Origin of the sequence: Micromonospora tarapacensis, from assembly GCF_019697375.1 — a bacterium.
Taxonomy (GTDB): domain Bacteria; phylum Actinomycetota; class Actinomycetes; order Mycobacteriales; family Micromonosporaceae; genus Micromonospora; species Micromonospora tarapacensis.
In genome coordinates, this window is sequence record NZ_JAHCDI010000004.1 from 1405621 (window position 1) to 1424297 (window position 18677).

Annotated in this window: 16 protein-coding genes and 1 pseudogene; 11 read left to right on the forward strand and 6 right to left on the reverse strand. The window is 71.8% G+C overall.

The genetic code is table 11. The features are described 5' to 3' along the window. Window positions 1–2: 2 nt before the first annotated feature. Together KIF24_RS12340 and KIF24_RS12345 are read left to right on the forward strand one after the other, a co-directional pair. On the forward strand, window positions 3–740 hold the full coding sequence (locus tag KIF24_RS12340; RefSeq protein ID WP_221084162.1) for a neutral zinc metallopeptidase: 738 nt from the start codon (window positions 3–5) through the stop codon (window positions 738–740). Window positions 741–841: 101 nt separating this feature from the next. After that, window positions 842–1489 carry an HAD family hydrolase gene (locus KIF24_RS12345; protein WP_221087315.1) on the forward strand — a complete coding sequence of 216 codons (648 nt, stop codon included), beginning with the start codon at window positions 842–844 and terminating at the stop codon, window positions 1487–1489. Between the two features lie 94 nt (window positions 1490–1583). Here KIF24_RS12345 and KIF24_RS12350 read toward each other — a convergent pair whose 3' ends face one another. From KIF24_RS12350 to KIF24_RS12370, 5 genes and pseudogenes are all read right to left on the reverse strand, one after another. Continuing rightward, the gene (locus tag KIF24_RS12350) at window positions 1584–4133 is read right to left on the reverse strand and encodes an ABC transporter permease (protein WP_221084163.1); all 2550 of its coding nucleotides are present in this window, start codon (window positions 4131–4133) and stop codon (window positions 1584–1586) included. Then, complete coding sequence (locus KIF24_RS12355; protein WP_221084164.1) at window positions 4133–4900, reverse strand: ABC transporter ATP-binding protein; 768 nt, start codon at window positions 4898–4900, stop codon at window positions 4133–4135. The genes KIF24_RS12350 and KIF24_RS12355 overlap by 1 nt, the downstream gene beginning before the upstream one ends. A 284-nt stretch (window positions 4901–5184) precedes the next feature. Then, complete coding sequence (locus KIF24_RS12360; protein ID WP_221087316.1) at window positions 5185–5871, reverse strand: response regulator; 687 nt, start codon at window positions 5869–5871, stop codon at window positions 5185–5187. A gap of 35 nt (window positions 5872–5906) precedes the next feature. Further along, window positions 5907–7103: a sensor histidine kinase gene (locus KIF24_RS12365; protein WP_230416315.1), complete on the reverse strand. Its 1197-nt coding sequence runs from the start codon at window positions 7101–7103 to the stop codon at window positions 5907–5909. Between the two features lie 85 nt (window positions 7104–7188). Next, window positions 7189–8102: pseudogene (locus KIF24_RS12370) on the reverse strand (RecB family exonuclease). 83 nt (window positions 8103–8185) lie between these two features. On the opposite strand from KIF24_RS12370, the gene KIF24_RS12375 reads away from it, so the two are divergent. From KIF24_RS12375 to KIF24_RS12385, 3 genes are all read left to right on the forward strand, one after another. Continuing rightward, the gene (locus KIF24_RS12375) at window positions 8186–9385 is read left to right on the forward strand and encodes a M50 family metallopeptidase (RefSeq protein WP_221084166.1); all 1200 of its coding nucleotides are present in this window, start codon (window positions 8186–8188) and stop codon (window positions 9383–9385) included. A 41-nt stretch (window positions 9386–9426) separates the two neighbouring features. Further along, window positions 9427–10398, forward strand: coding sequence for a tRNA (adenine-N1)-methyltransferase (locus tag KIF24_RS12380; RefSeq protein WP_221087317.1), 972 nt, complete (start codon window positions 9427–9429; stop codon window positions 10396–10398). Between the two features lie 72 nt (window positions 10399–10470). Continuing rightward, on the forward strand, window positions 10471–11043 hold the full coding sequence (locus KIF24_RS12385) for a hypothetical protein (RefSeq protein ID WP_221084167.1): 573 nt from the start codon (window positions 10471–10473) through the stop codon (window positions 11041–11043). A 47-nt stretch (window positions 11044–11090) separates the two neighbouring features. Here the strand turns inward: KIF24_RS12385 and KIF24_RS12390 are convergent, their stop codons facing one another. Beyond that, window positions 11091–11384: a ferredoxin gene (locus KIF24_RS12390; RefSeq protein ID WP_221084168.1), complete on the reverse strand. Its 294-nt coding sequence runs from the start codon at window positions 11382–11384 to the stop codon at window positions 11091–11093. A gap of 178 nt (window positions 11385–11562) precedes the next feature. Between KIF24_RS12390 and arc the strand changes: the two genes are divergently transcribed. The 6 genes from arc (at window position 11563) to prcB (ending at window position 18668) form a co-directional block, all read left to right on the forward strand. Next, window positions 11563–13344, forward strand: coding sequence for a proteasome ATPase (arc, locus tag KIF24_RS12395; protein ID WP_221084169.1), 1782 nt, complete (start codon window positions 11563–11565; stop codon window positions 13342–13344). 133 nt (window positions 13345–13477) lie between these two features. Continuing rightward, on the forward strand, window positions 13478–15445 hold the full coding sequence (locus KIF24_RS12400) for a hypothetical protein (RefSeq protein ID WP_221084170.1): 1968 nt from the start codon (window positions 13478–13480) through the stop codon (window positions 15443–15445). Between the two features lie 117 nt (window positions 15446–15562). Further along, window positions 15563–17086, forward strand: a complete 1524-nt coding sequence (dop, locus tag KIF24_RS12405) for a depupylase/deamidase Dop (RefSeq protein WP_407939916.1) — start codon at window positions 15563–15565, stop codon at window positions 17084–17086. A gap of 178 nt (window positions 17087–17264) precedes the next feature. After that, window positions 17265–17480: a ubiquitin-like protein Pup gene (locus tag KIF24_RS12410; protein ID WP_221084171.1), complete on the forward strand. Its 216-nt coding sequence runs from the start codon at window positions 17265–17267 to the stop codon at window positions 17478–17480. Between the two features lie 247 nt (window positions 17481–17727). Beyond that, window positions 17728–17910 (forward strand): endonuclease domain-containing protein, encoded by a 183-nt coding sequence (locus tag KIF24_RS12415; protein WP_331461363.1) that lies wholly within the window; start codon window positions 17728–17730, stop codon window positions 17908–17910. After that, on the forward strand, window positions 17829–18668 hold the full coding sequence (gene prcB, locus KIF24_RS12420) for a proteasome subunit beta (RefSeq protein WP_221084172.1): 840 nt from the start codon (window positions 17829–17831) through the stop codon (window positions 18666–18668). Before KIF24_RS12415 ends, prcB begins: the two co-directional genes overlap by 82 nt. The last annotated feature ends 9 nt before the right edge of the window (window positions 18669–18677 follow it).

Genomic DNA, 18677 nt, shown 5'->3' on the forward strand with positions numbered 1-18677 from the left:
CGGTGGCGGCGGGTGGGCGAGGACGGCGCCGGGGAAGGCTCGCCGGGCTGGCGGTGGCGGTGGTGGCGGCGGCCGCCTGCATGGTGGAGCCGGTGGGCCAGCCGGCGGAACCGAACGAGCAACGGGAACCGGCGTCGCCGGGCGCCGAGGTGACCCGCGCCGACGGCACCGACACGGTCGAGGAGCTCCGGCAGGACATGGCCGACGCCCAGCGCCTCGCCGAGCAGTACTGGGCCGGACAGTTCCGCGCCTCCGGGCAGTCGTTCCGCCCGATCCGACGGGTCGTCACCTACCAGCGCGACGGCGAGGTCTCCTGCGGCGGTCAGGAGGTGCCCCGCAACAACGCCGTCTACTGCACGGTCAGCGACTCCATCGCGTACGACATCAACTGGTCCTTCGGCGCGTTCCGCCAGATCGGCGACGCGTTCGTGTTCTACCTGCTCGCCCACGAGTACGCACACGGCATCCAGACCCGGCTCGGTATCCGCTACAACTTCACCATCCAGCAGGAGTTGCAGGCCGACTGCATGGCCGGGGCGTTCCTCGGTGACTCGGTGCGCGCCGGCACGCTCACCCTTGAGGACGGTGACCTGGAGGAGTTCAACGAGGGCCTGCTGGCCGTCGGCGACGATCCCGGTCAGCCGTGGTTCGCCGAGGGCTCGCACGGCACCCCCGAGCAGCGGGCCGAGAACTTCTTCCGGGGCTACGAGCGGTCCCTGTCCGCCTGCGACCTCGGTTGAGAAAGGTCACTGTGCCGGGCGCGTCGCGGTCGTGGGCTGACAGGATCCACCGGGTACCCGAACCTGAGGAGGATCCGGTGAGCAGCGCCCACCCGGCCGCCGTGCTCTTCGACATGGACGGCACCCTGGTCGACAGCGAGCGGCTGTGGGACGTCGCGTTGGCCGAACTCGCCCAGACGTACGGCGGCACGCTCTCGACCGCCGCCCGGCGGGCGATCGTCGGCACCGGCATGGCGGACTCGATGCGCATCCTGCACGACGACCTCGGCCAGCCGCACCGGGATCCGCAGGTCAGCGCGGCGTGGATCAACGCCCGGATCCTGGAGCTGTTCCGCACCGGCCTGCAATGGCGGCCCGGCGCGTTGGCGTTGCTGGGGGCGGTGCGGCAGGCGGGCATCCCGACCGCCCTGGTCACCTCCAGCGGCCGGGCACTCGTCGAGATCGCCCTGGAGACCCTGGGCCGGGACAGCTTCGACGTGGTGGTCTGCGGCGACGAGGTCGACTCGACCAAGCCGCATCCCGAGCCGTACCTGACGGCCGCCCGGCTGCTCGGCGTGCCGATCGACCGCTGTGTGGCGATCGAGGACTCGGCGACCGGGGTGGCCAGCGCGGTCGCCGCCGGGGCGGCGGTGCTGGCCGTGCCGGCGGAGGTGCCGCTCGCGCCCCGCGACGGCGTACACCAGCTGGAGAGCCTGCTCTCGGCGGACCTGGACCTGCTGGCCGGGCTGCTGGGCCGGACGACGGTCTGACGCCGGCCCGGCCCGCGCGTCGTCGCCGCGCCGGGTGCGCCCCGCCGGACGACGGTGTTCGGGAAGGGCCCCGGGCGGGGCCCTTCCCGGCGGCTCACTCGTGGGCGATGGCGCCCAGGACGTTGATCCGGGCGGCCCGGATCGCGGGCAGGACCGCGGCGACGACGCCGATCAGCGCGGCCAGGCCGAGGAAGATCCCCATCTGGCCCCAGGGCAGCACCAGCTCGGTGATCCCCTCGTCGCGCAGCGCCTCCACCACGGCGGCGCCGAGGCCGGCGCCGACGACGACGCCGAGCAACGCACCGAACACCGAGATCACCACCGCCTCGACGGTGATCATGCCCATGGTCTGCGACCGCCGCAGGCCGATGGCGCGCAGCAGGCCCAGCTCGCGGGTCCGCTCCAGCACCGACAGGGCCAGGGTGTTGATGATGCCGAGTACGGCGATCACGATGGCCAGCGCCAGCAGGATCTGGATCATCTGGAGCAGGCCGTCGAGCTGGCCGGTCTGCTCCTCGATGAACGCCTGCCGGTCGGCCACCGACACCTCCGGGCTGTCCGCCAGCAGTGCCTCGACGCGCGGCTGCACGTCGGCCACCTGGGCACCCGGTTCGAGCTGGATGAAGGCCTGGATCGGCTGGGTGACGCTGAAGTTGCGGGCAGCGTCGGCCGACACGGTCACCCCGCCGAAGATCGGCGTGCTTTCGTAGATGCCGGTGACCGTGTAGGTCTGCGACTCGCCGCGGGCGAACTGCACCGGCAGCGTCGAGCCGACCGACAACCCTTGCGAGGTCGCCGTGTCCGAGCTGATCAGCATCTGGCCGGCCGTCAGCCGGTCGATGTCCCCGGCGGTGGCGGTCGCCCCGTAGATCTGCCGCATCGCGGCCGGCTCGGTGACCGCACCCACCCAGGTGCGCTCGTCGCCCACCAGCGCCATGTCGGCGTACTGGCCGTCGACCAGGCGGACCCCGGGGATCGCCTTCGCCTCCTCCAGCACCGCCGGGTCGAAGCTCGGCGGTCGGGGGCCGCTCTGCACCCCCGCGATCACCAACTCCGCTGAGACGGTGTCCTCGACCAGCCCGCTGATGCTGCTCTTGGCCGAGTCGAGGATCACCGTGATGCCGGTGACCAGGGCGATGCCGACCATCAGCGCGGCGGCGGTGATCGCCGTGCGGCGCGGGTTGCGACCGGAGTTGAGCCGGCCCAGCTTGCCCGGCACCCAGCCGGAGAAGATCGCACCGAGCGCCGCCACCACCGGCTTGCTGATCAGCGGCGTCAGCAGGGCCACCCCGATGAACGCGAACAACACGCCACCGAGGATCGCGGCCAACGTGCTGCCGCCCGCGTACCCGCCGAGGCCGAGGAAGAGCAGCGTGGCGCCGATCGCGGCGACCAGCGCGCCGGCGACGGTGACCTTGGTCAGCGGCCGGTCCGGCGTGGCCGCGTCCTGCATCGCCGCGATCGGTGGGATCCGCGCGGCCCGCAGCGCCGGCAGCAGTGCCGCCACCACGGTGATCACCAGGCCGACGCCGAACGCGCCGATCACCGCCGCCGCCGGCACTCCCACCCCGGCCAGGGCGATACCACCGGCGAGGTTGCCGAACAGGTACGCCAGCAGCGCGCCGACCCCGATGCCGGCGGCTAGGCCGAGCACCGAGGCGATCAGGCCGACGGCGATGGCCTCCAGCACCACCGAACCGATGATCTGCTTGCCACTGGCACCCACGGCCCGCAGCAACGCCAGTTCCCGGGTGCGCTGCGCCACGATGATCGAGAAGGTGTTCAGGATCAGGAACGTGCCGACCAGCAGCGCCACCGCGGCGAAGCCGAGCAGGATCCGGTTGAAGAACGAGAGCCCTTCCTTGAGCCCGGCGGCGGCGTCGGCGGAGAGCTGCTCGCCGGTCTTGACCACGTAGTCGTCGCCCAGCGCCGTGGCCACCGAGTCGCGCAACTCGTCGTCGGGAACGCCTGCGGCGGCGGTCACCACGACGTTGTTGAACACGTCCGACTCGCCGAGCATCAGTTGCTGGGCGACCGGGGTGGTGAACATGACCTCGTTGACACCGCCGAGGGAGTCCCGGTCACCGCTGTAACCGAAGATGCCGACGATGGTGAAGTCCTTGCGCGGTTCCAGGGTGAGCACGCCCACCCGGTCGCCCAGCGCCACCTTGCCGGCGGTCGCCAGTCCCTTGTTGATCACAATTTCGTCGTCGGCCCGCGGTTCCCGGCCCTCGCGCAACTGCACCAGGTCGCTCTCCCCGGTCCAGTTGCCGCCCAGCTGCGGCGGCCCGAACGAGGTGACCACCTTGCCGTTGCTGCCGATCAGGCGGGCGCCGTCGGTGACCACCATGCCGGTGGCCCCGGCAACCCCGGGCACTGCCTGCACGGTCTCCACCGTGGTCGCCGGGAACGGCGGCGCGAGCTGCTCGCCCTCGAACTCGCTGATCTGGAGCTTCGGCTTGCCGGCCACGTTGACGTCGATGTCGGCGTACGCGTCGGCGAACAGCGAGTCGAACGAGCGGCCGAGGGTGTCGGTGAGCACGAAGGCACCGGAGACGAACATCACGCCCAGCACCACGGCCAGGCCGGACAGGACCAGCCGGACCTTGCGGGCCAGCAGGCTCTTCATAGTCGCCCGGAACATCAGCCGGCCACCTCGGCCGGAGTGTCCAGCTTCTTCATCGTGTCCAGCACCGTCTCGGCGGTCGGCTCGATCAGCTCGGAGACGATCTGCCCGTCGGCCAGGAACACCACCCGGTCGGCGTACGCGGCGGCCGTCGGGTCGTGGGTGACCATGACGATGGTCTGCCCGTGCTCGCGGACCGAGTTGCGCAGGAAGTTGAGCACCTCGGCGCCGGAGCGCGAGTCCAGGTTGCCGGTCGGCTCGTCGGCGAAGATCACCTCGGGGCGGGCCACCAGGGCGCGGGCGCACGCCACCCGCTGCTGCTGTCCGCCGGAGAGCTGCGCCGGGCGGTGGTCCAGCCGGTCCCGCAGGCCCACCGTGTCGATCACGACGTCGTACCAGGCCGGATCCGGCTTGCGCCCGGCGATCGACAGCGGCAGCAGGATGTTCTCCTTGGCCGTCAACGTCGGCAGCAGGTTGAACTGCTGGAAGATGAAGCCGACCTTGTCCCGGCGCAGCTTCGTCAGGCCCGCGTCACCCAGGCCGGTGACCGTGGTGTCGCCGACCTGCACCGTGCCCCGGGTCACCGTGTCCAGCCCGGCCAGGCAGTGCATCAACGTCGACTTGCCGGACCCCGACGGGCCCATGATCGCCGTGAACCGCCCGCGCTCGAAATCGGCGCTGACCCCCCGCAGCGCGATGACCTGAGCCTCGCCACTGCCGTACACCTTCCACACGTCGCTCGCCCGGGCTGCGGCCGATGCCGGCTGGCCTGTCGTAGCGGTCACGTCACGTACCTCTCCGTCGCTGTCCCAATCGCACCGCCCCCGCTGGTCCGGCACGAGTTCCATCATCTGCGCCGCCGGAGGACGATCCGTCCGACTCCGGGTGGAGCCGGCGCGGATTTCCGGCTGCGGGTACCCCCCACGCGGAGTCAGGGTTGTCCCCGACCCCGCACCGCGTCAGGGGCACCCGGCGGCGGTGCACGGTCATCCTGGCGGCTGCCGCCGCGTGAGAGTCAACCGCTTCCCGCCGTGGTTCGTCACGGTAGGTGACGAATGCAACGTCGGCGTTACGCCCCCGGTCGGACCAGGCCCGACTCGTACGCCAGCACCACCGCCTGCACCCGATCGCGCAGCCCCAGCTTGGTCAGCACGTGCCCGACGTGAGTCTTGATGGTGGTCTCGCTCACCGACAGGGCCCGGGCGATCTCCGCGTTGGACAGCCCCCGGGCGACCTGCACGAGCACCTCGCGTTCCCGTTCGGTGAGCGCGCTGAGCGCCTTCGGGGGCACCGCCGCCGGATCCGGCAGGGCGTCGGCGAAGCGGTCCAGCAGCCGCCGCAGGATCCGTGGCGCCACCACCGCGTCGCCGGCGGCCACCGTGTGGATCGCGGTGACCAGGTCCTCGGCCGGCACGTCCTTGGCCAGGAAACCACTCGCCCCGGCCCGCAGCGCCCCCACCACGTACTCGTCGAGGTCGAAGGTCGTCAGGATGAGCACCCGCACGGGCAACCGGGCGTCCACGATGGCCCGGGTCGCGCTGACCCCGTCCATCCGGGGCATCCGGATGTCCATCAACACCACGTCGGGGGTCAACCGGCGGGCCAGCTCCACCGCCTCCACCCCGTCGCCGGCCTCCGCGACGATGTCCAGGTCGGCCTCCGCGCCGAGGACCATCCGGAAGCCGGTCCGCAGCAGCGGCTGGTCGTCGGCGAGCAGGATGCGCACCGGCCGGGGCCGCGCCCTCGAATCGGCCATCTGATCCTCCACGTTCGCCGCCTCGCTCCGCACCCTCACCGCGTCACCTTGCCGCCGTCGGCCAGTGGCTCGACCGGGATCCGGGCATAGATCCGGTAGCCGCCGCCGGCCCGCCCGCCGGTGCGCAGGATCCCACCGTAGAGGCCGACCCGCTCCCGCATCCCGACCAGGCCGTGACCGATCCGGTCGGTGTCCGGCGACGGCCCCCGGCCGGTGTCGGTGACCTCGACCTCCACGGCGCCGCCCGCGAAGCTCACCCGCACCTGTGCGGTTGCCGTTCCGGCGTGCTTGAGCGCGTTCGTCAGCGCCTCCTGCACGATCCGGTACACGGTCAGCCCGACCCCCTCCTCCAGCGGCCCCGGGTTGCCCTGCACGGTCAGCGTGACCGGCAACCCGGCCTCGCGTACCTGCTCGGTCAGCAACTCGATGCCGGCGATCCCCGGCTGGGGCGCCAACTCCGCCGCCGGCTCGGCCTCGGTCCGCAGCACGTCGAGCAACCGGCGCAACTCCCGCAGGGTCGCCCGGCTGGTCTCCTCGATCGTGCCGACCGCCTCGTCCGCGGCATCCGGGTCGCGGCGCAGCACGCGCCGCACGCCGGTGGCCAGCACCCCCATCACGCTGACGTGGTGCGCCACCACGTCGTGCAGTTCCCTTGCGATCCGCCGCCGCTCGTCGGCCACCGCCTGCTCGGCCAGGGCCCGCTGGTTCGCCTCGGCGACCCGGGCCCGCTCCCGCAACGCCTCCGTCGAGGAGCGCCGCGCGTTCACGGTGCGGCCCACCGAGAACGACACGATCCCCACCAGGAGGTTGTTCGCGATCAGATAGGCGGAGCTGACCTGCGGAATGCCCGCCGGCGGCACCAGGCTGTTCACCACCGCCACCGGCAGCCACAGCACCGCCGCCGCGACCAGCGCGGGACGCACCGGACGGTATGCGGCCATCGTGTAGGTGAGGACCACGAAGGTGAGGCTCTGCGTCGTCGGAGCCACCTCGAGCGTGACGGGCAGCAACAGCGTCGCCAGCGCGGCCGGCACCGCCGGCCAGGTCGCCACCCGCCGCAGCACCACCGGCGCCGCGCAGAGCACGCTCCAGCCCAGCGCCGCCGGCAGCGGCCGGGGCCAGAACTCCCGTGGGGTCAGCAGGGTGAACACGACCTCCGCCAGGACCAGCCCGGCGGCCAGCAACGTGTCACCGGCCAGCGGACGCCGGCGCAGCCACTCCCTCAGCCCCATACCCACGCCACGACGCTAGCCGCCGCCGCTCTCGAAAGATCGTCTCGTGTGGTGACATGACCCTCCTTCCCGGGGAGGAGAGCGCCTACTCGTCGGCCCCCGGCGGCGCCGCGGAAGGGCGGGAATCCCGCAGCGGAGCGGGCACCGCCACCTGCTCCGGAAAGGGCGGCGGCGTGCCGCCGTAGCTGGGGCACCGGACCTGATGGCTGCACCAGTCACACAGCCGGCTCGGCCGGGGCCGGAAATCCCGCGCGTCGGTGGCCTGCTCGATCGCCCGCCACAGCGCCACCACCGTGCGCTCGAACCGCACCAGTTCCTCGGCGTCCGGGGTGTAGTCGCACACCTCGGCGTCCTTGAGGTAGAGCAGGCGCAGCACCCGGGGCACCACGCCCCGGGTGCGCCACAGCACCAGGGCGTAGAACTTCAACTGGAACAGGGCGCGGGCCTCGAACGCCTCGCGCGGCGCGCCCCCGGTCTTGTAGTCCACCACCCGCAGGGCACCGTCGGGGGCGACGTCGAGCCGGTCGAGGTAGCCCCGGATCAGCAACTCGTCGTCGACCACGGCGGAGACCAGGCTCTCCCGCTCGGCCGGCTCCAGGCGGCGCGGATCCTCCACCGCGAAATAGCCGGCCAGCAGGGGCGAGGCCGACCGCAGGAACTCCGCCAACTCGGGCTGGGTGTCGCCGGGGAACAACCCGGCCAGCTCCGGCTGCTCGGTGACCAGGCGGTCCCACTCGCCGGCGACGAGGTCGCCGGCGGCGTCCGGGTGCGCCCGGCCGACGGCAGGTCGAACAGCCGCTCCAGCACCGCGTGCACCAGGGTGCCCCGGGCCTGCTCCACGGTGGGCCGCTCGGGCAGCCGGTCGATGCTGCGGAACCGGTAGAGCAGTGGGCAGGTCTTGAAGTCCGCCGCCCGCGACGGAGACAGCGAGGCCCGCACCGTGGCCGGCTGGTCCGTCGGAGTCGGTGCCTGCTGGGTGATCACCAAATCCGCCGTCATGCCCCGGAAGGTTAGGGCACCGGTGTGACAGGACGGCCGCCGCCGCACCGGTACGTGATCTCCCGCCGCGTAGCATCAGCCCGATGGAGCAGCGGAGGCGACCGCGGGCGGGCCGGCGCCCCGGCATGCAGGTCGGTCGGGTCTTCGGGGTGCCGCTGTACCTCAACGCCTCGATCCTGCTGCTCGCCCTGCTGATCACCGTGCTCTACGGCGAACTGGCGGGCCAGCGGCTGCAACTCTCCCCGCTCGGGGGCTACCTGGTCGGCGCCGGGTTCGTCGTCTCGCTGCTCGGCTCGGTGCTGGCCCACGAACTCGGGCACGCGCTCACCGCCCGCCACTTCGGCATCGGTGTGCGGGGGATCACCCTGGAACTGCTCGGCGGGTACACCGAGATGGACCGGGACGCACCGTCACCGCGGGTGGACCTGCTGGTGTCGATGGCCGGACCGGCGGTCTCCGCGGTGCTCGGCGTGGCCGCGGTCGCCGCGACCCTGGCCCTGCCCGACGGCACCGTGGCCGACCAACTCGCCTTCCAACTCGCGGCGAGCAACGTCATCGTCGCGCTGTTCAACATCCTGCCCGGGCTGCCGCTGGACGGCGGTCGGGCGTTGCGCGCGGTGATCTGGGCGGTCACCCGGGACCGGCACCGGGCCACCGAGGTAGCCGGGTGGGCGGGCCGGATCCTCGCCGTCGGCACCGCGCTGCTGGTGGCGGCGCTCTATGCGATCGACGTGCTGAGCCTGCTGGCGCTGCCGTTGACGGCACTGGTCGCCCTCACCCTCTGGCACGGCGCGGGACAGTCGATCAGGATGTCCCGCATCAGTCGGCGGCTCCCGCTGGTCGACCTGACCCGCCTGGCCCGCCCGGTGTACGCCGTGCCCACCGGCACCCCGTTGGCCGAGGCGCTGCGCCGGGCGGCGGACACGCAGGCGGGGCACCCGGTCGCCGATGCGTCCGAGGGGCGGCCGGCAACGGCGGCGCAGCGCCCGGTCGCACTGCTGGTCACCGACTCCGCCGGCCGGCCGGTGGCGGTGGTCGACCCGGCCGCCGCGGTGGCCGTACCGGAGACCCGCCGGCCCTGGCTGGCCGTCGACGTGGTCGCCCGCTCGATCGCCGACCTGCCGAGGATGCCGGTCGCCACCGACGGCGAACGGGTGCTGGAGACCGTGCAGACCCACCCGGGCGCGCAGTACGTGGTGACCGCAGGCGAAGATGTCGTCGGCGTTCTGCACATCGCGGATCTGGCTCAACTGCTCGAACCTCACCGGAAGATGAACACGTGACCGTCACCCACTCCGCCACCCCGGCCGACCCGGGCACCGACGTGCCCGCCGAGAAGGCGGAGCCGCCCGCCGTGCACCGGGGGCCGTTCCGGCCCGGCGACCGGGTGCAGCTGACCGACCCGAAAGGGCGGATGCACACGGTCACCCTGGAGCCGGGCAAGGCGTTCCACACCCACCGGGGCATCCTGGCGCACGACGCGCTGATCGGCCTGCCCGACGGCAGCGTGGTCACCACCTCCGGCGGTGGCACCACGTTCCTGGCGCTGCGCCCGTTGCTCTCGGACTACGTGCTGTCCATGCCCCGCGGCGCCCAGGTGATCTACCCGAAGGACGCCGCGCAGATCGTCGCCATGGGCGACGTCTTCCCCGGTGCCAAGGTGCTGGAGGCCGGCGCCGGTTCCGGCGCGTTGAGCTGCTCGCTGCTGCGCGCGGTCGGCGCCGCCGGCGAACTGCACTCGTACGAGTTGCGCGACGACTTCGCCCAGATCGCGCGGCGCAACGTGGAGTCGTTCTTCGACGGGCCGCATCCGGCCTGGCACCTGCACGTGGGGGACGTCGCCGGCTGCGCGGAGACCGGTTTCGACCGGATCATCCTGGACATGCTGACCCCCTGGGAGAACCTCGACATGATCGAGCGGGCGCTGCTGCCCGGCGGGGTGTTCATCGGCTACGTGGCCACCACCCCGCAGCTGTCCGAGTTGGTCGAGGCGCTACGGGAGCGGGGCGGCTGGACCGAGCCGCGGGCCTGGGAGTCGCTGGTGCGCGACTGGCACGCCGAAGGGTTGGCGGTCCGTCCCGACCACCGGATGATCGCCCACACCGCGTTCCTCGTGTCCGCGCGTAAGCTCGCCCCCGGAGTCACCGCCCCGCCGCGACGCCGCAAACCCAGCAAGGGCACCGAGGCGTACGCGCAACGCCGCCAGGCGCTACGTGAGGCGGAGGTGGCCCGGCAGGCGGCGACGCCGGCCGAGCAGGCACAACCCGACGTGACGCAGGAGACGGACAGGCCGTGACGGCGGAACTGGGCGGCTGGCAGTGAACGGGCTGATCCTGGGCGCGGGTCGGCGCGGGCCGGCGGCGATGGCATGAGCCGTCCCGGTTTCGGCGGCGGCGACCTGCCGGCGGTCTTTCCCGACTGGTCGCCCTACACCGGTCTCGAGTCGGCGGCGCGGGCCTACCTGCGCGATCCCGATGTCGCCCTGGAGGCCCTCGGCGGTGTGCTGCGTGGGGCGTCGGTGCTCGGCTTCACCCTCGAACGGTTCGTCAACGAGGTGAACGGGGTGTGGCAGGAGGTCGTCGTCTGCGACGGCAGTCGCCTGGTGCTCTGGCACGGCGAGGACGTGCCGCCGGGGGAGGGGCCGCCCGGCTCGATGACCTCCTCGCTGCGGGTGGTGCCGGTCTCCTCGGTCACCGAGGTCGGCTGCCGACGCCGGCTGTTCCGCCACGACAACGGTGAGATCCGGGTCGACAGCATCGACGTGTACCTGCTGCTGACCTCGCTGGACGAGTCGCCGCCCAGCGACGAGACCGCTGGTGGGCCGCGCCACGACGCGTTGCGCTTCGGCAAGACCCTCGACGACGGCGGCGCCGGGCAGATCGCCCGGCTGGAGGAATTCGCCCGGCTGGTCGCCTCGGTGGTCGGCCGGCCGCTGCTGTAGCCGGCCCGCGTCCGGCCGCGGGCCGGCCGGATCGCCCGCCGGGCCGGTCAGTCCTCGGCCTGCGGGCCGGCCACCTCGACGCCGTCGCTGCCGCGCACGACGTGGATGCACTCGCCCGGGCACTCCTTCGCCGAGTCGATCACCTCGAGGCGCAGGTGCTCCGGCACGTCGACCCGGGCGCCGTGGGCCTGGCGGAGTTCACCGTCGGGACCCTTTACGTACGCCAGGCCGTCGACGTCGAACTCGAACACCTCCGGCGCGTACTGCACGCACAGCCCGTCACCCGTGCAAAGGTCCTGGTCCACCCAGACCTGCAGCTGGTCGGTCGCGACCTCGGCCACCGGTGCACCCCCCATGTTCTCCCGTCCCACCCCCCGACGGTACCCGAATGCCGGTACCCACCCACCGACCCACCCTTGGCGATCAAGCTTCTGTGACGGGCGCGTTGCGGAGGACCGAATCGGGCTCATAGCGGCTAGTGTTAGGTCAGAACGTTCAAGCCCCCCGGGGAGGTGGGACGTGGCACGCAGCGACGACGCGGACTCGCGCGCCGCACGGTGGGAGAAGGAGGCCCACGATCTCTCCACGCAGGTCGCGTTCCTTCAAGAGGAACTCGCTCTGGTGCGGCGCAAGTTGACCGAAAGCCCCCGACACGTCCGGCAGCTCGAAGAGCGCCTGGCCGCCACCCAGGCGCAGTTGGCGCGGCTGACCGAGAACAACGAAAGGCTCGTGAGCACCCTCAAGGAAGCTCGCGCGCAGATCGTGACGCTCAAGGAGGAGATCGACCGGCTCGCCCAGCCCCCCAGCGGCTACGGCGTCTTCCTGGCCCGGCACGACGACGGCACCGTCGACGTCTTCACCGGCGGGCGCAAGCTGCGCGTGGCCGTCTCGCCCTCGCTCGACGTGGGTGAGCTGCGACGCGGCCAGGAGGTCCTGCTCAACGACGCGCTCAACATCGTCGACGCGTTCGGCTACGAGCGGGTCGGCGAGGTGGTCATGCTCAAGGAGATCCTCGCCGGTCCCGAGGGCGCACCGGGTGACCGGGCGCTGGTGGTCTCGCACTCCGACGAGGAACGCATCGTGCACCTGGCCGAGACCCTGATCGGCAGTCCGATCCGGGCCGGCGACTCGCTCATGATCGAACCCCGCTCGTCGTACGCGTACGAGCGGATCCCCAAGAGCGAGGTCGAGGAGCTCGTGCTGGAGGAGGTGCCGGACGTCGACTACACCGACATCGGCGGCCTGCACTCCCAGATCGAGCAGATCCGGGACGCGGTGGAACTGCCGTTCCTGCACGCCGACCTGTTCCGGGAGCACCAGCTGCGCCCGCCGAAGGGCATCCTGCTCTACGGCCCGCCCGGCTGCGGCAAGACGTTGATCGCCAAGGCGGTCGCCAACTCGCTGGCGAAGAAGATCGCCGAGCGGCAGGGCAAGGAGCGGCACACCAGCTTCTTCCTCAACATCAAGGGCCCGGAGTTGCTCAACAAGTACGTCGGCGAGACCGAGCGGCACATCCGGCTGATCTTCCAGCGGGCTCGGGAGAAGGCCGGCGAAGGCACCCCCGTGATCGTCTTCTTCGACGAGATGGACTCGGTCTTCCGCACCCGTGGCTCCGGTGTCTCCTCCGACGTGGAGAACACCATCGTGCCGCAGTTGCTCAGCGAGATCGACGGCGTCGAAGGGCTGGAGAACGTCATCGTCATCGGCGCCTCCAACCGGGAAGACATGATCGACCCGGCGATCCTGCGCCCCGGACGACTCGACGTGAAGATCAAGATCGAGCGCCCGGACGCCGAGGCGGCCAAGGACATCTTCTCCAAGTACATCCTCGCCGGCCTGCCCCTGCACGCCGACGACCTGGCCGAGCACGGCAGTGACGCCCAGGCCACCGTCGCCGCCATGATCGACGCGGTGGTTCTGCGGATGTACTCGGAGACCGAGGAGAACCGCTTCCTGGAGGTCACCTACGCCAACGGTGACAAGGAGGTCCTGTACTTCAAGGACTTCAACTCCGGCGCGATGATCCAGAACATCGTCGACCGGGGCAAGAAGATGGCCATCAAGGAGTTCCTCACCTCCGGCCGGAAGGGGCTGCGCCTGCAGCACCTGCTCGACGCCTGCGTCGACGAGTTCCGCGAGAACGAGGATCTGCCCAACACCACCAACCCCGACGACTGGGCCCGCATCTCCGGCAAGAAGGGCGAACGGATCGTCTACATCCGCACGCTCGTCTCCGGCGGCAAGGGCGCCGAGGCCGGCCGCTCCATCGAGACCGCCAGCAACACCGGCCAGTACCTCTAGTACCTCTGACCCGACGCACCGCCAGGGCCCGTGACGCCACTCGTCACGGGCCCTGCGCGTGCGCTCTCGGGCGGGGAACGGACGGCACCGGTAAAATCCGGAGAATCCCGCCGCCTATCCGCGAAGGAATCGCGTGCCCGCCGAGCAGAGCGAGCTGGCCCCACCGCTCACGCCGACCTCGACCACCAGCCCCACCCCGCCGTACCGCCGGCGTCTGCTCGCCGCACCGGCCGCCCTGGCCGCAGCCTGGCTCCTGCCGCTCGCCGCGACCGCGGTCGGCGCCCGCTGGGTGCTGCCCCCGCTGGTCCTGCTGGTCACCGCAGGACTGCTGCGTGGCGGGCGCACCCTGCTCGACCGGCTGCTCCTCGCCGCCGTCCTGCTCGTCGGCCTGACCACCGCGGCCGGCCTGCTCTTCGCCGTCTGGCCGTGGGGGATGGCGCCGGTCCCGGTCGCCGGCACCGCCCTCACCGTGCTCGTGCTGACCGCCCTGGCCGGCGGCCGGCGCCCGACCCTGCCGCGCCCCGCCTGGGCCGACCTGTTCCCGGTGCTCGGCACCGCCGCGCTCGTCGGGTACCTCGCGCAGCCCGTGCTGCGCGCCGACGACCTGCTCGGCCAGCTCACCATCCTCGGTCGAGGCGAGGACTACCTGCGCCACCTCACCCTCGTCGACGTCATCGGCCGGCACGGCGGCTACGCCTTCGTCGACCCCGCCGCACTCCGCGACCAGCTCGTCTCCCTGCTCGTCCACTACCCGCAGGGCTGGCACCTGCTCGTCGCCCTGCTCCACGGCCAGCTCAGCCCGCCGGGCACCGCGCCGGCCGGCGCCGACGCCGTGCAGCCCTTCCTCTGGTGGAACATCGCCGGCTTCGGCCTGTTCGCCTTGACCGTGCTGTGGGCCGCGCAACGCCTGCCCGGCCCACTGCATCCGCTGAGCCGCGCCGTGCTCACGGTCGTCGTCGGCGCGCTGGTCCTCGGCACCCAGATGCCCCGGATGCTGCTGGCCGGATACCCGACCGAGACCCTCGGGCTGGCCCTCACCGTCGTCCTCGGCGCCCTCGTCGCCCGGCCGGTCGCCGCCCGCCGCGAACAGCTCCTGCTGCTCGGGGCTCTGGTCGTCGGCATCGGCTACACCTACTACCTGTTCCTGCCGGCCGCCGCCGTCATCGTGCTCGGTGCCCTGCTCGCCAACCGCCGCGAGGTGCTTCGAATACGCGGCACCGCGCTGGCCGTCGGCCTGGCCACCGTCGCCGTCGCCCCGGTGCCGATCCTGCTCGGGGTGTTCCGGGCCAACCAGACCGAGTCGCTCGCCGCGACCGTCGGACCGGACCTCACCGAGACCTGGCTCGCCGTCGGTGGCCTCGGTGCCTTCGTCGTGCCGGCGCTGCTGCTGCACGCCCTGCGGACCGGCCGCGCCGATCCCGCCTGGCGGCGCTGGCTGTTCGTCCTGCTGGTCAGTGTCGGTCTCACCCTCGCCATCGGTCAGGCCAGCGTCAGCCTCGGCGGCGAAGCCGGCTACTACTTCAACAAGGCCGGGCACCTCACCACGCTGCTGCTCATCGTCGGCACCGCCGCCGTGGTGCGGCTGCTGCCGGTCCCGCGGCGCCGGCGCCCGGTGCGGGCCGTGGTGGCCGGCCTCACCGCCGTCACCGTCGTCGCCACCACCGTGTTCCTCGTCGGCGTCACCGGCTGGCACCGCAGCCTGCTCGTCACCGAAACGCCGACCTGGGCGCAGCGCTGGGTGCACCAGCAGGTCGACCAGCCCACCCGGGCGGCCGTGGTGTGCGACGAGGTCAACCGGCGGTATCCGCCGGTCGAGGGGGTCACCACGCTCGTGCTCGACCGCAGCCCGTACGGCTCGTACCTGGAGAACATCTGCGTCTCCACCCTCCAGGGCACCACCGCTCAGACCGAGTCGGCCATCTACAACCTGGTCTTCGTCGAACCGGACCGGACCGTGCAGATGCTCTACCGGACGCCCGGCGAGATCCGTCTGATCGTCACCACCGCCGGCGCGCGGGTCCGGGTGAACCGGCTGTTGCGGGCCGACCCGGACCTGCGCGACCGGATCACCGCCGAACTGATGCTCGTCGACGAGCCGTGACACCGCGCGGCGCGACCCGCGGGTGCGCCGACCACACCGCCACGCCCCCGGTTGCCCGGGCGCGGACTACGCTCGACGTGACGGGGGACCGGTCGGGCGAACGAAGCGGGTAGGTCGATGAGCGTAAGACGGATCATGGGCACCGAGGTCGAGTACGGCATTTCCGTGCCCGGTCAGGCCGGGGCCAACCCGATGGTCACCTCCTCCCAGGTGGTGAACGCCTACGGCGCCCGCCCGGAACTGAACCGGGGTGGTCGGGCCCGCTGGGACTACGAGGAGGAGTCACCGCTGCGCGACGCCCGGGGCTTCACCTACTCCGGTGCCGCGTACGACCCGGCCGAGGCGCTCGCCGACGAGGACCTCGGGCTGGCCAACGTGATTCTCACAAACGGGGCGCGGCTCTACGTCGACCACGCCCACCCGGAGTACTCCACCCCCGAGGTGACCAACCCGCGCGACGCGGTCCGCTGGGACAAGGCGGGGGAGCGGGTGATGGCGGAGGCGGCGCGGCGGGCCGCCACGATTCCCGGCGCGGCACCGATCCACCTCTACAAGAACAACACCGACAACAAGGGTGCCAGCTACGGCGCCCACGAGAACTACCTGATGCGTCGGCAGACACCGTTCGCCGACATCGTGGCGTACCTGACGCCGTTCTTCGTCACCCGGCAGATCGTCTGCGGCGCCGGTCGCGTCGGCATCGGCCAGGACGGCGGCCAGAGCGGTTTCCAGATCTCCCAGCGTGCCGACTTCTTCGAGGTCGAGGTCGGCCTCGAGACGACGCTCAAGCGGCCGATCATCAACACCCGGGACGAACCGCACGCCGACGCGGACAAGTACCGCCGCCTGCACGTCATCATCGGCGACGCCAACCTCTCGGAGATCTCCACCTACCTGAAGGTGGGCACCACCGCGCTGATCCTCACGATGATCGAGGAGAAGGCGCTCGGTGCGGACCTCGGCATCGCCGACCCGGTCGGCGAGTTGCGCGCGGTCAGTCACGACCCGTCGCTGTCCCACCTGATGCGGCTGCGTGACGGGCGCCGGCTCACCGCCATGGACGTGCAGTGGGCCTACCTGGAGCGGGTGCGCGAGTTCGTGGACGACCGCTACGGCAGCGACGTCGACGAGCAGACCGCCGACGTGCTGGACCGGTGGGAGGACGTGCTGGACCGGCTGGGGCGCGATGTGATGCTCTGCGCCGACGAGCTGGACTGGGTGGCCAAGCTGCGGCTGCTGGAGGGCTACCGGGAGCGCGAGAAGCTGGGCTGGGGCTCACACAAGCTCCAGCTGGTCGACCTGCAGTACTCCGACGTCCGCCGGGAAAAGGGTCTCTACCACCGGCTGGTCTCCCGTGGGTCGATGAAGACGCTGCTCGACGACGAGGAGAGCCGGATGGCGATGACCGAGCCGCCGGAGGACACCCGGGCCTACTTCCGGGGCCGCTGCCTGGCGCAGTACGCCTCCGAGGTGGTCGCCGCGAGCTGGGATTCGGTGATTTTCGACGTAGGTCGGGAGTCGCTGGTGCGGGTGCCGATGATGGAGCCGGAACGCGGCACCAGGCGGCACGTCGGTGCGCTCTTCGACCGCTGCGCCAGCGCCAAGGACCTGCTGGAGACCCTGACCGGTGGCTCAGCCTGACCCGGGCGGGCGGCGGCTGACCGACCGGGCGGTCGGGTCTGCCCGGCGGCCGGTGCCCGGGTGTCTGCCACTGCCGCGTCACCGGTGACCGTCGGTGGTGGTCGCTACGGCGCGCGAGGGGTGATTCGTCGCTCCCGCGAGGTAGGTTCATCGCAGGGAGATCGTGGAGGAGGCAACAGTGGCCACTCGTGACAGCGGCGGTCAGTCGCAGTCGGGTAAGTCCCGCCAGGGCGAAGAGGTCGAGGATGTGACCGTCGAGGCGAACCCGGAGGTCGCCGAGCGGCAGGCCGAGATCACCGAGGACGTCGACGACCTGCTCGACGAGATCGACTCCGTCCTGGAGGAGAACGCCGAAGAGTTCGTGAGAGGATACGTCCAAAAAGGGGGCGAATAGGGTATATGTTCGTCTCGCCCATCGGGTCGGGCACGGGGTCCGCGGCGTAGCGGCTCGCCGCCCTTCACGGATCCTGCCGCGGCCGTCGCCGAGCCGGCGCGCTGCCCGCTGGTGCCGGGTCCGGGTGCGCCCGCCCGCTCGGCGGTCAGCCGCCCGATGCGCGGCACCGCCGCGCCGAGCAGGGTGAGGTCGCGCGGTCCGCGATGACGATCCAGAACATGTGGACCACGATCATCGCGCCGGGTGGGTGCGCGGGATACTCTGCTTCAACTGCAACGGTGGTCTTGGCCAGTTCCGCGACAGTCCAACTAGGCTGGCCAGGGCCATCACGTACCTGAGAGGAACCACGTGGCAGCGGGTTTTGATCCATCCGGGCGTCTTCCAGATGTGTTCGCCAACGCGGGGACGTCCTCCTTCACGGCATTCCTGAGCAAGGTGGCCCCGGAGATGTTGCCCGGCCGTCGGGCGCTGCCCCCGGGCATGGCCGCCGACCTGGCCCCGCACGCCACCACCATCGTGGCCGTCGCCGCCTCCGGCGGCGTCGTGATGGCCGGCGACCGGCGCGCGACCATGGGCAACCTGATCGCCCAGCGGGACATCGAGAAGGTGCACCCGGCTGACGCGTACTCGCTGGTGGGCATCGCCGGCGCCGCCGGCATCGGCATCGAGCTGATGCGGTTGTTCCAGGTGGAGCTGGAGCACTACGAGAAGATCGAGGGCGCGATGCTCTCCCTCGACGGCAAGGCGAACCGGCTCGCCTCGATGATCCGGGGCAATCTCGGCGCGGCGATGCAGGGACTGGCGGTGATCCCGCTCTTCGCCGGGTTCGACCTGGCGGCGAAGGAACCGACCCGAGCCGGGCGGATCTTCAGCTTCGACGTCACCGGTGGTCCCTACCAGGAGACCGGTTACGACGCGATCGGCTCGGGGTCGTTGTTCGCCAAGTCGGCGTTGAAGAAGCGTTACCGGGCCGGGCTCTCCGTCGACGACGCCGTGCGGTTGTCGGTGGAGGCGCTCTACGACGCCGCCGACGACGACACGGCGACCGGTGGGCCCGACCTGATCCGGCGGATCTACCCGGTGGTGATGACCGCGACGGCGGAGGGGACGCACCGGCTGACCGACGCGGAGACGTCGACGATCGCGGAGAGCGTGGTCGCCGGCCGGATGGAGAATCCGGGCGGTTGAGCCGCGCTC